We start from the raw sequence: 17,301 nt of genomic DNA, 5'->3' as shown, positions 1-17,301 counted from the left end.
TATATCCCCACAGTTTGCGGTGTAATCACTTAATAAGAACTTATCGAATGACTGTGCGGGATCAATTTACCCGCCGTTAAGGTTAAAGTTACGTAAAGTTATTGCCGATAACCTTGTCGTTTCAGGCACAGGAATGACCGGACTTCACATTATCGGGAAATAATCATGTTGAAAAGAATCTCAATACGTACGGGTTTGCTGGCGTTACTCGCCCTGATGACCATGCTGCTGTTGGTTGTCAGCGTGATGGGGATTATCGCCATTCAGAAAGGAAATCGCTCACTGGATGTTATCAATCGCATTCAGGGCATTGAATTAAATGCGTTATATATGAGTAACGGCAATCTGCTGCGCGCCCGAGCCACTGCGGCGCTGGCGATACGTAAACTCGAAGTGGGTCTGCCCGATGAAGCCGGTAGCATTGCCACACGCTCTGCCAGCTATGTGGCATTGTCCGAAAGCGAGCTGAAACGATTCGTCGATGCCGGGACGGTGACAGAGCACGGCAGGGTGCTGGCCGAAGCGGTGGTAACGACTCACCGGGACTACGTTGCAAAGGGGATTAGCCCCCTGATGGACGCCCTCAAAAGAGAAAATGTTGACGACTATTACACTGTGCTGGAAGGGGATCTTTCTCATCTCGCGGGGAAATTCTCCTCAGCAGTCGATGCGTTTGGTCAGTATGCTGATGAGGTCAGTGAGCAGCAGATGGCTCAGGCAGCCCATAATCAACTGCTGATGACGGTGCTCATTCTTGTGAGCGGGGCACTGACGCTGCTGCTGGTGGCGCTGGCCTGGATGATCCTGCGCGTCATGCTGCTGAAGCCTCTTGATAGTGCGATTAAACATCTGGAATACGTGGCGGGCGGTGACCTGACTCAGCCTGTCCCGGAAAGCGGTGACAATGAGCTGGGCCGCCTGAATGCGGCATTAGAGGCTATGCAGCAGTCACTCCAGCACTCCGTTGGTCTGGTGCGCGATGCCAGTCTGCAGATTGATATTGGCAGCCGTGAACTGGCCTCCGGCAATCTCAATCTCTCACAGCGTACCGAAGAGTCTGCCGCGTCTCTTGAACAGACAGCGGCCAGCATGGAACAGCTCACCGCCACGGTTAAGCAGAACGCCGATAACGCCCAGCAGGCGCATTTGCTGGCCCGGGCCGTATCCGATACGGCCGATCGCGGTGCGGAGGTGGTCTGCTATGTCATGGAGAAGATGACAGAGATTTCCAACAGTTCGCAGCGTATTGGTGACATCCTCGGCGTCATTGATGGTATCGCCTTCCAGACCAACATCCTGGCGCTGAATGCCTCCGTTGAAGCGGCGCGTGCCGGAGAGCAGGGACGAGGCTTCGCCGTCGTCGCGACCGAAGTCCGTAACCTTGCCCAGCGAAGCGCAACGGCGGCGAAAGAAATCCGTGCCCTGATCAGCGAATCACAAATCCGGGTGAGTGAAGGTTCTGATATGGCCACCAAAGCCGGTGAAACCATGGACGAAATCTCCACGGAAGTGATGCGGGTGACCACGCTGATGAAGGAAATTTCCAGCGCTTCGCAGGAACAGAGTCACGGTATTGAGCAGGTGAATCTGGCGGTGACACAGATGGACGAAGTCGCCCAGCAGAATGCGGCGCTGGTGGAAGAGGCTGCTGCCGCGACTCAGTCGCTGGAAGAGCAGTCTCAGCAGCTGGTTCACACCATGGCGGTGTTTAAGGTGGCGCCTGCCACATAAATCCCAAAGGCTGACGCTTTTTCTGCCCGTCGCGGGCAGGCCAATGAGATGGAGACAATCGCGTCTCTAGGCGATCAGGCGGTCGAGCGCCTTGCGCTGAAACTGCAAAAAATCCTCCCCTGGCTGCTGCTGTCGAATAAACGACAGCAGCGGGTCTTTTACGCCAGTGCGGATATCGCTTAATGTTTCCATCACGGCCAGTCCGCAGAAGGGCACATAAGCTTCCGCATAGCCCCCTTCATGTACCATCACCAGCCTGCCGTTGCACAGCTGCGCGGCGGCAGCCATCATGCGCTCCGTCATGGCGCGGAAACTGTCGCTGTGAAGTTGCATGCGCGCCAGCGGATCCAGCGCATTAGCATCATATCCACAGGCGATAATGATCAGCTCAGGCTGGAACCGCATAAGCTGGGGGATAACAATCCGATCCAGGGCATAGAGATAAGCATCATGACCACTGCCCGCCAGCAGCGGAATATTGATGTTGTAACCCAGACCCGCCCCTGCGCCGCGATCGCTCTCACCGGAATACCCCGGCGGAAAACAACGATCCTGATGCAGTGACAGGGTCAGAACATCGTCACGCTGCCAGTAAATATGCTGGGTACCATTACCATGGTGCACATCCCAGTCAACCACCGCCACACGCTGTAAGTTGAAGCGCGCTCTCGCGTGTTCAATCGCAATCGGGATATTGGCCAGAAAGCAGAAGCCCATCGACTGATCCGGCAGGCAGTGATGTCCCGGCGGTCGTGAAAGAGCATAGGCATTCTGCATTTCGCCTGTCAGTACGGCATCTACTGCGGCACAGACCAGGCCTGCAGAGAGGGCGGCATAGTCGTAGCTGCCCGGCCCCAATGGGGCATTATCGCCTAACAGGCCACCGCCGCTGTCGCTGATCTGCTTAAAACGCTGCAGATAGGGGGCAGGATGAATGCGCAATAAGTCCTGCTCACTGGCTGCAGGCGCAGATCGTAACTGCAACTGAGCCGACAGACCCGAAACGTCCAGCAGGTTTTTAAATCGACGTTTACTTTCCGGCGATTCAGCATGGCCACTGCCTGAGGGGGGTTGAACCCATCCCCCCACCGGCAAGGTGGTGGCATGGAGCCCGGTGCTGTGCCAGAAGCAACGTTCGTCATAAAAAAAGCCGGTGTTGTTCATCGTCAGTTCTCCCTGGTGGTCACTGTGCGGATAGCCAGCCTACTCTACCCACTCTGCAGCGACGATCACCTCGTCCGGAAGAACGATGGTCAGCGACACGGGTAGCGGTTAACACTCAGTCAATCTGATAACGCACAGGAACCTCACCATGAGCCATGACGTGACATATATTCCGGTCGGCGCACTGGCCGAATGCTTCGCCCCTCAAGGCAACATTTTGCCTATGCGCCCCCCCTTACAGACCGTGCTGACACTGTACTTTTCTTCGGATGAAGCGATCATTTGTCAGTTTAATCCGGATGGCACACTGAGATGGGGTAACCAGAGCGCGGTCGCTTACCGGCTGACGTCACTTCGCGAGGGGATTGAGTTTATCGACTTTATCGACAACAGCCGTTCGGCAGCCACGCTGACATTGGTCTGCGATCATCACTGCGGCAGGTTTACCCTGGTTTGCGGTCAGTTACCCACGCCACAGCAGGCACACCTCTCAGCCCTTCACCGCATCAAACTGGGATTGCCGTTGACGGGCGTACAGGCCGCAGTGCGGTTTGGCTGGTTCAACGGGGGCAGTAGTACACACGCGGGTCATATCTTTAGTGATGAACTGACCGGGATGCGCAACCAGTACCGCTACAGCCCAACCGAATGCTATGAACATATCTATCTGAACGCTGACTGTTACGCATGGCACTGTCTGCAGGGGGGCGAACAAGGACTGGCTGATGTCGATCGCTGTCAGACCGTCAAAATAGACGATCGTCTGTATCTGTTGATCTGGCAGGAAAAAGTGGTACCTACGCTGGGCGTGGTGCTGATTGATCTGCAAGCCGCACGGACTGACGGCAAGATCTTCGGCTACCAGCAGGACGATTTTAAGCGGCTGAGCAATTTCGCCATGGGTGCTGCACTGAAGGTGATAAATATCACTCCCCATGCTGCGCAATGACGTCCTGTTTCAGCGCGTTCTGCTCAAAGGCCCATCTGAAATGCAGATGGGCCTCAGGCGACGTGAGTATCAGTTATCCGGGAACTCACGCAGGAAGCGTTCGGTATCTTCCACCATGTGGTCGTTACCAACAAAGAACGGCGAGCGCTCATGCAGGCTTTGCGGCACCAGATCCAGAATACGGTTTTTACCGTCAGAGGCTTTACCGCCTGCCTGCTCCGCCAGGAACGCCATCGGGTTGCACTCATACAGCAGGCGCAGCTTACCCTTAGGGTGACTGGCCGTGCTTGGATAGAGGTAGATCCCGCCTTTCAGCAGGTTGCGGTGGAAGTCTGCCACCAGCGATCCGATATAGCGTGAAGTATAAGGACGGCGCGTAGCGGCATCCTCTTCCTGACAGAACTTCAGGTACTTTTTCACCCCCTGCGGGAAGCGAATGTAGTTACCTTCGTTGATGGAGTAGGTGTAACCCTTTTCCGGGAAGGTCATACGTTCCGCACTCAGGCAGAAAACACCCAGCGACGGATCATAGGTGAAGGCATGTACGCCACAGCCGGTGGTATAAACCAGCATGGTCGATGAACCATACACCACATAACCCGCAGCAACCTGCTGGCTGCCTGGCTGCAGGAAGTCTTCTTCGGTGACCGGCGTACCCGGTGGGGTAATACGGCGGTAGATAGAGAAAATAGTTCCGACAGAAACGTTTACATCAATGTTTGAGGAGCCGTCGAGAGGATCCATCAGCACCACGTACTTGCCGTTTTCCACGCCTTCGAAGATGACGATTTCATCTTCTTCTTCAGACGCGATACCCGCGACAATGCCACGTGCCTTCAGTGCGGCTTTCAGCTTTTCATTGGCGAAGAGATCGAGCTTCATCTGCTCTTCGCCCTGAATGTTCTCAGCGCCGCTGGCACCCAGAATATCGACCAGGCCAGCCTTATTGATATCGCGGTGGATGATCTTGGCACCCAGCTTGATCGCGGAGATCAATGCGGTCAGTTCACCCGTGGCGTGCGGAAAGTCGTGCTGTTTCTCGACGATAAATTCGCCTAACGTTTTCATAACACAATCCCTGAATCTGCGGTTGAGCAGCAGCTTGATTCACAAACTGCCAACGTATGCGTACGCAGTTTAGCCGATTGAACGCGAAAGAACATAGGGCAAATCCGTTTCTTCCGCACGTTGGGGACGGTACACTATGACGGAACTTTTACGAAACGGACCTTTTATGCGTATTCATATCCTCGGTATCTGCGGCACCTTTATGGGTGGACTGGCGATGCTGGCCCGTGAGCTCGGCCATGAAGTGACCGGCTCAGATGCTAATGTTTATCCGCCAATGAGTACGCTGCTGGAAAAGCAGGGTATTGATTTAATTCAGGGTTATGACGCTTCACAGCTCGACCCCGCCCCGGATCTGGTGATCATTGGCAATGCGATGACCCGGGGTAACCCGTGCGTGGAAGCGGTGCTGGAGCGCAATATTCCTTACCTGTCTGGCCCACAGTGGCTGCACGATTTTGTGCTGCGCGACCGCTGGGTGCTGGCGGTGGCAGGAACCCACGGGAAAACCACGACGGCGGGCATGGCAGCGTGGATTTTACAGGCCTGCGGCTATGAGCCGGGCTATGTGATCGGTGGCGTACCAGGAAATTTCGAGGTATCGGCAACTTTAGGAAAAAGCCCATTCTTTGTGATTGAGGCCGATGAGTATGACTGCGCGTTCTTTGACAAGCGTTCCAAGTTTGTACATTACTGCCCGCGCACGCTGATCCTCAACAATCTCGAATTTGACCACGCGGATATCTTTGACGATCTGCGTGCAGTGCAGAAGCAGTTCCATCATCTGGTGCGTATCGTACCGGGACAGGGAAAAATTATCCTGCCCGAGCACGACGCGAATATTAAACAGGTGATGGCGATGGGCTGCTGGAGCGAGCAGGAAACCGTCGGCGAAAACGGCCACTGGCTGGCGAAGAAGCTGTCACCGGATGCGTCCCACTGGGAAGTTTTACTGGACGGTGAACGTGTAGCGGAAGTGAACTGGTCGCTGGTCGGCGAGCACAACATGCATAACGGCATGATGGCGATTGCAGCGGCACGTCACCTGGGCGTCAAGCCTGAGGATGCAGGCCGTGCGCTGAACGACTTTATTAATGCCCGGCGGCGGCTTGAGCTGCGTGGGGAGAGCAACGGCATCAAGGTTTACGATGACTTTGCCCATCACCCGACGGCTATTCTTGCCACGCTGGCGGCGCTTCGCGGCAAAGTCGGCGGTACGGCACGTATCCTTGCGGTGCTGGAGCCTCGCTCGAATACCATGAAGATGGGGGTCAGTAAGGACGATCTGGCACCGGCCCTGGGACGTGCTGATGAAGTGTTCCTCTATCAGCCGCATCATATTCCCTGGCAGGTTGCCGAAGTGGCTGATGCCTGTATCCAGCCAGCACAGTGGAGTGCGGATATTGATACGCTGGTTGAAATGATCGCCAAAAAAGCCCAGCCGGGAGATTCTATCCTGGTGATGAGCAACGGCGGTTTTGGCGGGATACATCAGAAGTTGTTAGATCGCCTGGCGTAACAGATGTAGCGGGAGGATCCAACGGGCCGGCCGGTAAAACGAACCGGCCCCTGGACATCGGGGCGGACACGCTTTGTCGGCCCGCCCGCAATTCTGGGCAGTTACAAAGCGGTAGCCAGCTCACGCAGATACTGGAAAATCTGACGGTAAGCCTTCGGTGGCTTGTTGGCCGCTTTCTCTTTCTGCGCGTTACGGATCATGGCGCGCAACTGCTGACGATCGGCATCCGGGTAGAGGTTCAGCACCTCAGGGATTGCGTCATCGCCCTGTTCCACCAGGCGGTCACGCAGCACTTCCAGCTTATGGAACAGCGCAACCTGCTGGTTGTGACGGTTCTTCAGCTTATCCAGTGCCGTACGGATCGGCTCTTCATCACGCGAACGCAGCATTTTACCAATCAGCTGCATCTGGCGACGGCGGCCTTCTTTCTTAATCTTCTGTGCCAGCTCAATCGCGGCACGCAGATCTTCATCCAGTGGGATCTTATCCAGAGAATTTTTCCCCAGCTCCACCAGTTCACCACCCAGGCGCTTCAGCTCCTCGGCATCACGTTTTATTTCACTTTTACTGACCCAGATAATCTCATCATCTTCTTCTTCTTCGTTATCGGGTACATCATCGAGCCAGTCGTCGGGCTGCTTGGTCATTGGTACGGCTCCTGAAAAAGAGGCTAATGCTATCAGGTTACGAGGCTACTGCGAAATTGTTCTCTGAGTCTGTTAGACTCAAAATAATCTTTACCACCTTGAGAACGGTTTTCTCAGCAGGTATTTCTCAACTCATTATACGGCAGGTCGATGAAATTACTCTCCCAAGTTGCAGAACAGCGTAAAACCCTGGAACAGGCGATAGCGACGGCACTCGAACTGGCAAAAGCCAGCAGCGACGGGGCAGAAGTCGCGGTAAGCAAAACTACCGGCATCAGCGTCAGCACGCGCTACGGTGAAGTTGAAAATGTCGAATTCAACAGCGATGGTGCGCTGGGCATCACTGTTTACTACCAGAACCGTAAAGGCAGCGCCTCCTCAACGGACCTCAGCCCGGATGCGATTAAGCGTACCGTGCAGGCGGCGGTAGACATTGCCCGCTATACCTCACCGGACCCTTATGCGGGGGTGGCGGATCGTGAACTGCTGGCCTTTGATGCGCCAGATCTCGATCTGTTTCATCCGGCTGAGATCGACGCCGATCGTGCGATTGAGCTGGCCGCGCGCGCCGAACAGGCCTCACTGAAGGCTGATAAGCGCATTACCAATACCGAAGGCGGCAGCTTTAACAGCCACGTAGGGATTAAGGTGTTCGGTAACAGCCACGGTATGCTCCAGGGCTACTGTTCCAGCCGGCACTCTCTCTCCAGCTGCGTGATCGCGGAAGAGAATGGCGATATGGAACGCGATTACGCCTATACCATTGGCCGGGCGATTGATGACCTTCAGTCACCGGAATACGTCGGTGAAGAGTGTGCGCGCCGGACATTATCGCGCCTCTCTCCGCGTAAGCTGTCAACAATGAAAGCACCGGTAATGTTTGCCGCGGAAGTGGCGACCGGCCTGTTTGGCCACTTAGTCGGTGCGATAAGCGGCGGCAGCGTATACCGTAAATCCACGTTCCTGCTCGACTCGCTTGGACAGCAGATCCTGCCGGAGTGGCTGACCATTGAAGAGCACCCGCATCTGCTGAAAGGACTGGCTTCCACGCCGTTCGACAGCGAAGGCATCCGCACCCAGCGTCGCGACATCATTAAAGATGGCGTGTTGCAGACCTGGCTGCTGACCAGCTACTCCGCACGCAAGCTGGGCCTGCAGAGTACCGGCCATGCGGGCGGTATCCATAACTGGCGCATCGCCGGTCAGGGCCACAGCTTTGAAGAGATGCTGAAGCAGCTGGGAACCGGGCTACTGGTCACGGAGCTGATGGGGCAGGGCGTGAGCGGGATCACCGGTGATTATTCCCGTGGCGCGTCCGGTTTCTGGGTAGAAAATGGCGTGATCCAGTATCCGGTCAGTGAGATCACCATTGCCGGCAACCTGAAAGACATGTGGCGCAATATGGTCAGCATCGGTAGCGATATTGAAACGCGCAGCAATATCCAGTGTGGATCCGTTTTGTTACCAGAAATGAAGATCGCCGGGCAGTAATTTCCGGATTTACGCGTATGCTGAACAGGCGGCGGTGAAAACTGCCGCCTTTTTCATGCCCGAACGATACCCATTTATAAAAATAGGATCTGAGATGCGTAAATTATGGATTGCAATGTTGAGCTCTACCCTACTGTTCAGTTCCACGCTGCTGGCACAGGGCCTGGAAGGGGATATGGATATTCTGAAAGGCGCATACCGTACGGTACAGAAAACCGACGATAAAGCCGAAATGGTTAAAGCCTTAACCGATATGCGCTCGGCAGCTGAAAATGCAAAAACCCAGACCCCGGATAAGCTGGAGGGTCAGGCCGCAGGGAGTGCGGAAATGAAGGATTACCGCGCACAGCTGGATAAGCTTATCGGCCAGATTGATACCAGCCTGAAGCTGGCAAACAGCGGGGATCTTTCAGGGGCGAAAGAAGAAGCGAAAAAATTTGCCGCTACGCGAGACGAAGGCCATAAGAAGTTTCGCTGATCGGCGCTGAATGACCCAATGTTAGTGTCAATCTGAGAGGTGATGGCTGTGGCTATCACCTCTTTTTTTATGCTGTCTGCTGAGGACCGGGGGATCGAAAAATTATTATGTATCGCCACTTTTCATTCTGTGACATTTTTTTCTGACTGGTTGGGAAAGACGACTAAAAGCGAGAGATTTCACCATAAAAGGTCAACTATAATATTTTCAATTATTGGTTGTGATAATTCCCTTGAAACGCTTTTAAATATACTCTGACGAAATCCCGTGTAGCAGCTGTTTTTCGTATATTAATAATACTTATTCAGACCTTCTATTTTTTAGTTATTAAAAAACGATCGTATGGTGATCGCGTCGCCTGTCGTCATTCACGGGCGGCGCTGTTTTCAGTACCCGGGTGTGCAAGGATTTTTCTGTTATAAGATTTACTTCTATTTCCGTTGTCAATGATGAGATGACAGAATGCATATTCTTTTCTGCTGCAATAATCGTGTAAATAACCCCTCTCATATGTGATTTACCTCTCGTTTTAAAGCCCGTCATGCATGTTTCGACGTTTTTGCGACATCAAACCAGTGCTGTTCGTTTATTTCCACTTTGAGGTGGAAAAAGTCGTTCTACACAGAAATGGCCCGGAGGGGTAGGTTAATCCCATGCTAATTAAAAGGGGACGAATGTGAGTAACGGGACAGTGCCTGTGGGCGCGAAATTACAACAGGATAATGAAATCGAGGCGCTGGCTACGCAGGTCATGGAGAAAATCGCCGATCTTTTTGCCGTCAGAGATATTCATCCTAACCCAGTGCAGCAGCAGATGCTGGCATCACATGTACGGGCGATGGCGCGTCGTTCTTTAACCGGTGAAGCTTTACCAGACGTTGAAGCTGAACTGTTTGAAGATATTTCGCCGCAGTCAATGGCGCTGGCGCAACAGGTCGTTGATCTGTTCGCTAATCTGCCAGAAGAAGAGGCCTGGCTGCTCTCCGTTCATTTCGAAGTCGCAAAAGAAAACGAACTCAATTAAGGAAAATATATGTCTCAAATCATCGTCGTTATTGGTGACCGTTTAGGTAAAGGCCAGAAAGTCGCAGCAGGTATTGAGAAAGCCGGTGGTAAAGCCATTGTCGTGCCGGGTGTGGCAGCAGATATGAAACTGGGTGATGTGATGAAAGCGGAAAATGCCAGTTTTGGCATCTCTTTCTGCGGTAGCGGCGGTGCCGGTGCCATTACTGCGCAGAATAAATACGGTTATAAAGCCAAACACGGTATGCGCTCCATTGATGAGGGGGTTACTGCCATCAATGAAGGGGCTAATGTGCTCGGTTTCGGCTTTATGGATAAAGAAGAACTGGGTGAGCGTCTGGTGCAGGCGTGGCAGAAGAAGCACGGCTGATGAAAGAACAATTCACCACCACGGTGAGCGTCAGCGGAAAAGGTGACAGCAAAGGCAAAGCCTTTGCCGATGCGCTTAGCCGGGTACAGAACACCGTACTGAAATCTACCAGCAAAATCCTGCTGCGTATTGAGCCGGTAGACGTCAAGGTGCGGCGGGCAGAAGTGCAGATCAAAACAGAAAAGTTTCTGTTCTTCTTTCTGGCACGAGAGAAGCATCTCTACAGCGTCGACCTGGAGATCACTGTCAACGTCGTGGTGGTGGATACAGATAACGTAGATTTCACTGTTTCCAGATAAAAACATTAGGGCGGATACCTCCGTGCGATCGGGCTGCGGCGATGTTTCTGCCGCCTGACAGACTCCGGGGTGATAACAAAAGGAAAGACTGATGTTCCTAATCATATTATTTAAATCGTTGATTATTGGCGGTCTCGTGGGCGTGGGCGTGGGTGCCGGCGCGGCTCGTATGTTCCATGCTCCCACCACACAGGGCATGGGCGCATTTCGTACGCTGGGTGAACTGAATTCCTGTGAGGGCGATCCGGCTTCTCACTTCTCCTTCGGTCTGGGCTTCTTCTTCAACGCCTGGGCCTCCTCAGTCGCAGCAGGATCTTTCACCCAGGACGTTGACCACCGCATTATTCCTAACTGGGGTGCAGCGGCGTTGATGGTCAAAAACCGTAACGTGGCAGATACCCTGCATAACCCTAAGAAGATGGCGATTGCCTGCGGCATCATCGGCATGATCGTGGTGGCATTCCTCAACTCAACGGCATCGGCCGTACCGGCGGCCCTGCAGGTGACGGCGGTCAAAGTGCTGGTTCCGGCGGCAAACCTGTTAGTGAACACCGTAATGCCGGTGATTTTCTGGCTGGCGGCGATCGACGCGGGTAAAAAATCGGGTTTCTGGGCGACCATTTTTGGTGGGCTGGCACAGCTGATCATGGGAAATGCGGTACCCGGGCTGGTGCTGGGCATCCTGATTGGTAAAGGCGTCGAGGAAGCCGGCTGGAATCGGGTGACGAAAGTGATGATGGTGGCCATTGTCCTGCTGTTCGTTCTCAGCGGCTTCTTCCGTGGCTTTGATATGAAGCTGTTGCAATCCTTCCAACTGGGTGTGCCCGGCTGGCTGGAGATGATCCATAACTCCCTGAGCGGCAAATAAGAGGACGATGGTAATGGAAAATACACAACGTGGTTTCTGGTATGACGACTGGTCATTCCCGATTTTTGTGGGACTGCTCTCTTCCGGTGTTTTCGCCGGGACACATATGTATTACGTCTATGGCCTGGGGGCATTCAACGAAGTGGCTTTCGTCTCTATGCTGCGTGCGGGGATGGAAACCGGCGTGTACGGCGCGGTGGCGGCCTTTGGTGCCAGCTTTCTGTTCGCACGCATTATTGAAGGCTCGCTGGTCGGGATCCTTGATATTGGCGGGGCGATCCAGACCGGGATTGGCCTGGGCGTGCCCGCGCTGCTGCTGGGGGCGGGGTTTATCTTCCCGGTAGCGAATTTCGCGGCCTCACTGGTCACCGGACTGGTGCTGGGTCTGGCCGTCGGATACCTGATTATCCTCGCGCGCAAATTCACCATCAGCAACAGTGACTCCACCTACGGTGCCGACGTGATGATGGGGGCGGGTAACACTTCCGGCCGTTTCCTTGGCCCGTTGATCATTCTGTCTGCCATGGCGGCCTCCATTCCGATTGGCCTGGGGTCGCTGGTCGGTTCCCTGCTGTTTTACCTGTGGAACAAGCCGATTACCGGTGGGGCCATTCTGGGTGCGATGGCGCTGGGGGCGATGTTCCCCGTCGCGCTGTAACTGACCTTCGTGGCGGCAGGACGTCGCCACGCAAAGGAGTCTGCAATGTTTGATTTGATTATCCGCCAGGCCCGTCTTAGCGACGGCACGCTTAACGATATCGCCATCAGCGATGGCAAAATTGCGGCGACAGGCCAGGTAACAGGCCCGGCAAAGCATGAATGGGATCTGGCAGGGCGTTACTGGCTCAGTGCAGGCTGGATTGACTCACACGTCCACTGCTACCCGAAATCGCCCATTTACCATGATGAAGCCGACCGCATAGGGGTCGAGACAGGTGTCACCACGGTCGTGGATGCCGGCAGCACCGGGGCTGATGATATTGATGATTTTTACCAGCTGACCCGCAGCGCCAGCACCCGGGTTTACGCTCTGCTCAATATCGCCCGCAGCGGCATTCTGACGCAGAACGAGCTGGCGGATATGGCGCGCATTGATGCCGCGGCGGTGAGCGCGTCGGTGCAGCGTCTGCCGGATTTTATCCTGGGCCTGAAAGCGCGTATCAGCAGCAGCGTTGTGGAACAAAACGGCATTAAACCGCTGGTGCGGGCTAAGGCGATACAACGGGAAAATGGTGGGCTGCCACTGATGGTGCATATCGGTAATAATCCGCCGAATCTGGATGAGATCGCCGATTTACTGACCTCTGGCGACATCATTACCCACTGCTTTAACGGCAAACCTAACCGTATTCTTACGCCACAGGGGCAGCTCAGAGCCTCTGTGACCCGTGCGCTTCAGCGTGGGGTTCGCCTGGATGTCGGACATGGTTCGGCGAGCTTCAGCTTTGAGGTGGCCCGGGCGGCCATTGCCCGGGGCATTCTGCCTCACACCATCAGTTCAGACATCTACTGCCGTAACCGGCTCAATGGCCCGGTGTATTCCCTGGCGCATGTCATGTCCAAATTTTTAAATATCGGTATGACGCTGCCACAGGTGATTGACTGCGTGACCCGCCATGCTGCTGAGGGGCTGCGGCTGAAAGACAAAGGGCGGCTCGTTCCGGGGCAGGATGCCGATCTCACCCTGTTTGAGGTGAAGCAGGACGCTTGTCTGTTCAGTGATTCGGACGGTCAGACACTGTCCGGAGAAAAACAGTTGATACCGCTGGCCGCCGTGGTGCATGGCCGCATATTCGTGACTAACGAAGGGAAAAAACGTGATGACTTCAGTGTATGAAAAATATGATTTAAAACAGGTGATTAATGCCTCCGGCCGCATGACCATTCTCGGTGTGTCCACCCCGGGCGCGGATGTGGTTGAGACGGTCAGCTATGGTCTGAATCATTACTTTGAGATGAAAGACCTGGTTAACAAGACCGGTGCCTATATCGCCGGGCTGCTGGGCTGTGAAGCGGCAGTGGTGGTTTCGTGCGCCTCTGCCGGTATCGCACAGTCGGTGGCAGCAGTGATTGTGAAAGATAACGACTGGCTGCTGGAAAATCTGCACGTGGCCCCGCTGACGGTTCCTCATGATATCGTCCTGCCGAAGGGGCACAACGTCAATTACGGGGCACCCGTGGGGACGATGGTGGCGATGGGGGGCGGCAGGCTGGTGGAAGCGGGCTACGCCAACGAGTGTTCGCCGGACCAGCTTGCTGCGGCGATCACACCGCAAACGGCGGCGATTATGTATATCAAATCGCACCATAGCGTACAGAAGAGCCATCTCAGCGTCGAGCAGGCTGCCCTGGTGGCGCGTAAACACGGCGTGCCGCTGATTGTGGATGCCGCCGCTGAGGAAGATTTGCAGGTGTATTACGGCTACGGTGCTGACCTGGTCATTTACAGCGGTGCGAAAGCCATTGAAGGCCCGACCAGCGGACTGGTGATGGGAAAAACGCAGTATGTTGAGTGGGTGAAACGCCAGTCGAACGGGATTGGCCGGGCGATGAAAGTCGGTAAAGAGGGGATCCTCGGTCTGACTCATGCGATTGAAAACTATCTGCGTGTGGAGAAGGTCACCGGCGCGCAGATGGTCGAAAAAATGACGCCGTTTATTGATAGCTTAAACCAGCTGCCGGGTATCCAGGCGCGCACGGTGTGGGATGCCGCCGGACGTGATATTGCCCGGGCGGAAATCCACTTTGATGAAGCCGTCATCGGGCATACCACCAGCGACATTGTTCAGGCGCTGAAAACCGGTGAGATAGCGATTTATTTCCGCGGTTACAAAGCGAATGAAGGCATTGTCGAAGTGGACGTGCGTAGCGTGTCAGCCGATCAGCTGCACACTATTTTTGTCTGCATTCAGACACTGTTAAACAAGGAGAAATAAGCATGACGCTGACACCAAAATTTTACCGTGACCGGGTATGCCTCAACGTGCTTGCCGGCTCAAAACAGAACGCCCGCGATATCTGGGAAGCAGCCGAGGGCTACGTCCTGGTCGGCGTATTGTCAAAAAACTATCCCGATGTCGCCAGCGCCGTCACGGATATGCGTGAATACGCGTCCCTGATTGATAATGCGCTGTCCGTCGGCTTGGGAGCAGGCGATCCCAACCAGTCTGCCATGGTCAGTGCAATTGCCGGCCAGGTTCAGCCGCAGCATGTCAACCAGGTCTTTACCGGCGTCGGCACCAGCCGGGCACGACTGGGACAGTCGATGACAGTGGTCAATGCGCTGGTGTCGCCTACTGGCCAGTGCGGTAAGGTGAAAATTTCTACCGGGCCACAGAGCTCCCGCGTCGAAGACGGTATTGTGCCGGTGGCTACCGCTATTGCCATGTTGAAAGATATGGGCGGCAGTTCAATTAAGTATTTCCCGATGAACGGTTTGACCTGTATTGATGAATTCAAGGCGGTGGCGGAGGCTTGTGCACAACACGACTTCTGGCTGGAGCCAACGGGCGGTATCGATCTGGACAACTTTGAAACGATCCTGCAGATCGCACTGGATGCGGGCGTCAGCAAAATTATCCCGCATATTTACAGTTCGATTATCGATGCGCCTTCCGGTCTGACCCGGCCAGAGGATGTGGCAACGCTGCTGGCCATGACGAAAAAGTTAGTGGGTTAATCTTGTTCCTGCACCCTGGTGATGCCGGGGTGTACTATTTTTCCATCGAAAAATAAGTTACGTTTTCTCCTGGTTGATTGCATAAAAGTGGTGCTTCGTGAGATTCCCGAACCAACGTCTGGCACAGTTATTTGATTTATTGCAAAACGAAACCGTGCCGCAGGATGAACTGGCACGCCGTTTTGACGTCTCCACGCGCACGGTACGTACTGATATCAGCGTGCTCAACGAGTTACTGGCCGATCACGGCGCCAGCCTGGTGCTTAACCGTGGGGCGGGCTATCAGTTAAAAATTAGCGACAGCCTGCGCTATACCCTGCTGTTGCAGCAGTCACCTTCCCATTTACGTGTGCCGCGCACGTCGCCTGAGCGTGTGTACCATCTGCTGACTCGTTTTCTTACCTCGGCTTTTTCCCTGAAACTGGAAGATTTGGCAGATGAGTGGTTTGTCAGTCGCACCACGTTGCAAAGCGATATGGCCGAGGTCAGAGAGTGGCTGGCGCGTTACCAGCTGGCGATTGAAACCAAGCCTCGCTATGGCATGAAGCTGTTTGGCACGGAGGTCGCGATGCGTACCTGCCTGACCGATCTGTTGTATCAGATTGCTCAGGAGAACGGCGACAGCCCCCTGTTGCGGCTGGAAGCGCTAAACAGCGGAATGCTTGAAACGCTGCAACCGCTGCTGCAACAGTGTCTTTCGCGTTTCAATATTCGCCTGACCGATGAGGGCGAATTCTATCTGCGTCTGTATTGTGCCGTGGCGGTACGCCGCATCGGGGAAGGTTACCCACTGACGGATTTTACCGCAGAAGATGTGGCGGATGAGGTGCGAAGCGCCGCGCGTCATATTGTTAATCTGATGAGACCGATCACCGGGAAGGCGATCTCTCCGGCGGAAGAGGCTTACCTGCGTGTGAATATTGCCGCACGCCGGGTAGAGGATAGCGCGGCCAGCGTGATCAGCCCTGATGACGGTGACTCGCTGGTGAACTACATCCTCAGCTACATTAATACCCACTATAATTTCAACCTGCAGGACGATCCTCAGCTCCATGCCGATCTGCTGACGCACATTAAAACGATGATCACCCGCGTGCGATATCAGATCCAGATCCCGAATCCGCTGCTGTCCAATATCAAACAGCACTATCCCATGGCCTGGGATGTGACGCTGGCTGCCGTTTCCAGCTGGGGTAAATACACGCCTTATACCATCAGTGAAAATGAAATCGGTTTCCTGGTGCTGCATATTGGGGTGGGGCTGGAGCGTCATTACAATGTCGGCTACCAGCGTCATCCGCAGATCCTGCTGGTGTGCGACACCGGCAACTCCACCGTGCGGATGATCGAGGCTATGCTATTGCGGAAATACCCGCAGATTGTCGTCAGTAACACCCTGTCACTGCGTGAATACGAGCTGAAGGAGAGCGTGGAAGAGGATTTTGTCATCTCGACTGTTCGCCTCAGCGACAAAGATAAACCGGTGGTCGTGATGTCGCCATTTCCCACCGAGTACCAGCTGGAGCAGATCGGTAAGCTGGTGCTGCTGGATCGTACGCGGCCCTATATGCTGGAGAAATTTTTCGATGCCAGTCACTTCCTGATCCTTGACCAGCCGATGGATCGCAGCGATCTGTTCCGTCAGCTCTGCGCTGAACTGGAGGTGGAGGGGATGGTCGATAAGACGTTTTACCCCTCTGTGGAGGAGCGTGAAGCCATTGTCAGTACCATGCTGGGTGAAGGGATCGCTCTGCCGCACTCGCTGGGCTTGCTGGCGAAAAAAACCTGTGTTTACACGGTGCTGGCCCCGAAAGGGGTGGCCTGGGGAGACGAGACAGCCTACGTCATTTTTCTGCTGGCAATCAGTAAAACGGAATATGAAGAAGCGATGGCGATTTACGATCTGTTTGTTACGTTTATGCGGGAAAGGGCAATGACCCGACTGCGAGACAGCAAAGATTTTGCCAGTTTTAAAGCGGTAGCGATGGATTGTTTAAGCCGGTTGTAAGCCAGAC

The 17,301-nt window shown here is 54.5% G+C and carries 17 protein-coding genes; 14 read left to right on the top strand and 3 right to left on the bottom strand.

The annotated features are described in order from the left end of the window. Positions 1 to 165 precede the first annotated feature (165 nt). Positions 166 to 1,731, top strand: coding sequence for a methyl-accepting chemotaxis protein (locus EPE01S_RS12800; RefSeq protein WP_062745615.1), 1,566 nt, complete (start codon positions 166 to 168; stop codon positions 1,729 to 1,731). Between the two features lie 66 nt (positions 1,732 to 1,797). On the opposite strand, the gene EPE01S_RS12795 is transcribed toward EPE01S_RS12800, so the two are convergent. Beyond that, a complete protein-coding gene (locus tag EPE01S_RS12795; protein WP_062745612.1) occupies positions 1,798 to 2,895 on the bottom strand; it encodes a histone deacetylase-like amidohydrolase in 1,098 nt (365 codons plus the stop codon). Positions 2,896 to 3,043: 148 nt separating this feature from the next. Between EPE01S_RS12795 and EPE01S_RS12790 the strand changes: the two genes are divergently transcribed. Next, the gene (locus EPE01S_RS12790; RefSeq protein WP_062745609.1) at positions 3,044 to 3,844 is read left to right on the top strand and encodes a MoaF C-terminal domain-containing protein; all 801 of its coding nucleotides are present in this window, start codon (positions 3,044 to 3,046) and stop codon (positions 3,842 to 3,844) included. Positions 3,845 to 3,913: 69 nt separating this feature from the next. Here the strand turns inward: EPE01S_RS12790 and fbp are convergent, their stop codons facing one another. Beyond that, a complete protein-coding gene (gene fbp / locus EPE01S_RS12785; RefSeq protein WP_062745606.1) occupies positions 3,914 to 4,912 on the bottom strand; it encodes a class 1 fructose-bisphosphatase in 999 nt (332 codons plus the stop codon). 166 nt (positions 4,913 to 5,078) lie between these two features. Here fbp and mpl point away from each other — a divergent pair, with 166 nt between their 5' ends. Next, positions 5,079 to 6,431, top strand: a complete 1,353-nt coding sequence (gene mpl, locus EPE01S_RS12780) for a UDP-N-acetylmuramate:L-alanyl-gamma-D-glutamyl-meso-diaminopimelate ligase (protein ID WP_062745604.1) — start codon at positions 5,079 to 5,081, stop codon at positions 6,429 to 6,431. Positions 6,432 to 6,532: 101 nt separating this feature from the next. Here the strand turns inward: mpl and yjgA are convergent, their stop codons facing one another. Continuing rightward, positions 6,533 to 7,078, bottom strand: coding sequence for a ribosome biogenesis factor YjgA (yjgA, locus tag EPE01S_RS12775; protein WP_062745602.1), 546 nt, complete (start codon positions 7,076 to 7,078; stop codon positions 6,533 to 6,535). 150 nt (positions 7,079 to 7,228) lie between these two features. Here yjgA and pmbA point away from each other — a divergent pair, with 150 nt between their 5' ends. The 11 genes from pmbA to EPE01S_RS12720 all read left to right on the top strand — a co-directional run bounded on the left by pmbA (position 7,229) and on the right by EPE01S_RS12720 (position 17,294). After that, positions 7,229 to 8,569 (top strand): metalloprotease PmbA, encoded by a 1,341-nt coding sequence (pmbA, locus tag EPE01S_RS12770; RefSeq protein WP_062745600.1) that lies wholly within the window; start codon positions 7,229 to 7,231, stop codon positions 8,567 to 8,569. A gap of 94 nt (positions 8,570 to 8,663) precedes the next feature. Further along, on the top strand, positions 8,664 to 9,047 hold the full coding sequence (gene cybC / locus EPE01S_RS12765) for a cytochrome b562 (RefSeq protein WP_062745598.1): 384 nt from the start codon (positions 8,664 to 8,666) through the stop codon (positions 9,045 to 9,047). A 676-nt stretch (positions 9,048 to 9,723) separates the two neighbouring features. Beyond that, positions 9,724 to 10,071 (top strand): glycine dehydrogenase, encoded by a 348-nt coding sequence (locus EPE01S_RS12760; RefSeq protein ID WP_062745595.1) that lies wholly within the window; start codon positions 9,724 to 9,726, stop codon positions 10,069 to 10,071. A 9-nt stretch (positions 10,072 to 10,080) separates the two neighbouring features. Next, positions 10,081 to 10,440, top strand: coding sequence for an SFCGS family glycine-rich protein (locus EPE01S_RS12755; protein WP_062745593.1), 360 nt, complete (start codon positions 10,081 to 10,083; stop codon positions 10,438 to 10,440). Then, positions 10,440 to 10,739, top strand: a complete 300-nt coding sequence (locus EPE01S_RS12750; RefSeq protein WP_062745591.1) for a DUF4312 family protein — start codon at positions 10,440 to 10,442, stop codon at positions 10,737 to 10,739. Before EPE01S_RS12755 ends, EPE01S_RS12750 begins: the two co-directional genes overlap by 1 nt. A gap of 91 nt (positions 10,740 to 10,830) precedes the next feature. Beyond that, positions 10,831 to 11,607 carry a DUF4311 domain-containing protein gene (locus EPE01S_RS12745; protein WP_062745589.1) on the top strand — a complete coding sequence of 259 codons (777 nt, stop codon included), beginning with the start codon at positions 10,831 to 10,833 and terminating at the stop codon, positions 11,605 to 11,607. Between the two features lie 13 nt (positions 11,608 to 11,620). Continuing rightward, a complete protein-coding gene (locus EPE01S_RS12740) occupies positions 11,621 to 12,265 on the top strand; it encodes a DUF4310 family protein (protein WP_062745587.1) in 645 nt (214 codons plus the stop codon). 45 nt (positions 12,266 to 12,310) lie between these two features. Then, the gene (locus EPE01S_RS12735) at positions 12,311 to 13,444 is read left to right on the top strand and encodes an amidohydrolase/deacetylase family metallohydrolase (protein WP_062745585.1); all 1,134 of its coding nucleotides are present in this window, start codon (positions 12,311 to 12,313) and stop codon (positions 13,442 to 13,444) included. Further along, positions 13,428 to 14,543 (top strand): DgaE family pyridoxal phosphate-dependent ammonia lyase, encoded by a 1,116-nt coding sequence (locus tag EPE01S_RS12730; protein WP_062745583.1) that lies wholly within the window; start codon positions 13,428 to 13,430, stop codon positions 14,541 to 14,543. The genes EPE01S_RS12735 and EPE01S_RS12730 overlap by 17 nt, the downstream gene beginning before the upstream one ends. A 2-nt stretch (positions 14,544 to 14,545) precedes the next feature. After that, entirely contained in the window at positions 14,546 to 15,286 is a 741-nt protein-coding gene (dagF, locus tag EPE01S_RS12725; protein WP_062745581.1) for a 2-dehydro-3-deoxy-phosphogluconate aldolase, read from the top strand. Between the two features lie 97 nt (positions 15,287 to 15,383). Further along, complete coding sequence (locus EPE01S_RS12720) at positions 15,384 to 17,294, top strand: BglG family transcription antiterminator (protein ID WP_062745579.1); 1,911 nt, start codon at positions 15,384 to 15,386, stop codon at positions 17,292 to 17,294. The last annotated feature ends 7 nt before the right edge of the window (positions 17,295 to 17,301 follow it).

This window comes from Erwinia persicina NBRC 102418, from assembly GCF_001571305.1.
In the GTDB taxonomy this organism is placed as follows: Bacteria; Pseudomonadota; Gammaproteobacteria; order Enterobacterales; family Enterobacteriaceae; genus Erwinia; species Erwinia persicina.
Note: the sequence above shows the minus strand (reverse complement) of the source record. Positions and strands in the feature narration are given on the sequence as shown.

Coding starts and splice junctions, on each gene's coding strand:
- EPE01S_RS12800 (WP_062745615.1), top strand. CDS start 166: ATGTTGAAAAGAATCTCAATACGTACGGGTTTGCTGGCGTTACTCGCC.
- EPE01S_RS12795 (WP_062745612.1), bottom strand. CDS start 2,895: ATGAACAACACCGGCTTTTTTTATGACGAACGTTGCTTCTGGCACAGC.
- EPE01S_RS12790 (WP_062745609.1), top strand. CDS start 3,044: ATGAGCCATGACGTGACATATATTCCGGTCGGCGCACTGGCCGAATGC.
- fbp (WP_062745606.1), bottom strand. CDS start 4,912: ATGAAAACGTTAGGCGAATTTATCGTCGAGAAACAGCACGACTTTCCG.
- mpl (WP_062745604.1), top strand. CDS start 5,079: ATGCGTATTCATATCCTCGGTATCTGCGGCACCTTTATGGGTGGACTG.
- yjgA (WP_062745602.1), bottom strand. CDS start 7,078: ATGACCAAGCAGCCCGACGACTGGCTCGATGATGTACCCGATAACGAA.
- pmbA (WP_062745600.1), top strand. CDS start 7,229: ATGAAATTACTCTCCCAAGTTGCAGAACAGCGTAAAACCCTGGAACAG.
- cybC (WP_062745598.1), top strand. CDS start 8,664: ATGCGTAAATTATGGATTGCAATGTTGAGCTCTACCCTACTGTTCAGT.
- EPE01S_RS12755 (WP_062745593.1), top strand. CDS start 10,081: ATGTCTCAAATCATCGTCGTTATTGGTGACCGTTTAGGTAAAGGCCAG.
- EPE01S_RS12750 (WP_062745591.1), top strand. CDS start 10,440: ATGAAAGAACAATTCACCACCACGGTGAGCGTCAGCGGAAAAGGTGAC.
- EPE01S_RS12745 (WP_062745589.1), top strand. CDS start 10,831: ATGTTCCTAATCATATTATTTAAATCGTTGATTATTGGCGGTCTCGTG.
- EPE01S_RS12740 (WP_062745587.1), top strand. CDS start 11,621: ATGGAAAATACACAACGTGGTTTCTGGTATGACGACTGGTCATTCCCG.
- EPE01S_RS12735 (WP_062745585.1), top strand. CDS start 12,311: ATGTTTGATTTGATTATCCGCCAGGCCCGTCTTAGCGACGGCACGCTT.
- EPE01S_RS12730 (WP_062745583.1), top strand. CDS start 13,428: ATGACTTCAGTGTATGAAAAATATGATTTAAAACAGGTGATTAATGCC.
- dagF (WP_062745581.1), top strand. CDS start 14,546: ATGACGCTGACACCAAAATTTTACCGTGACCGGGTATGCCTCAACGTG.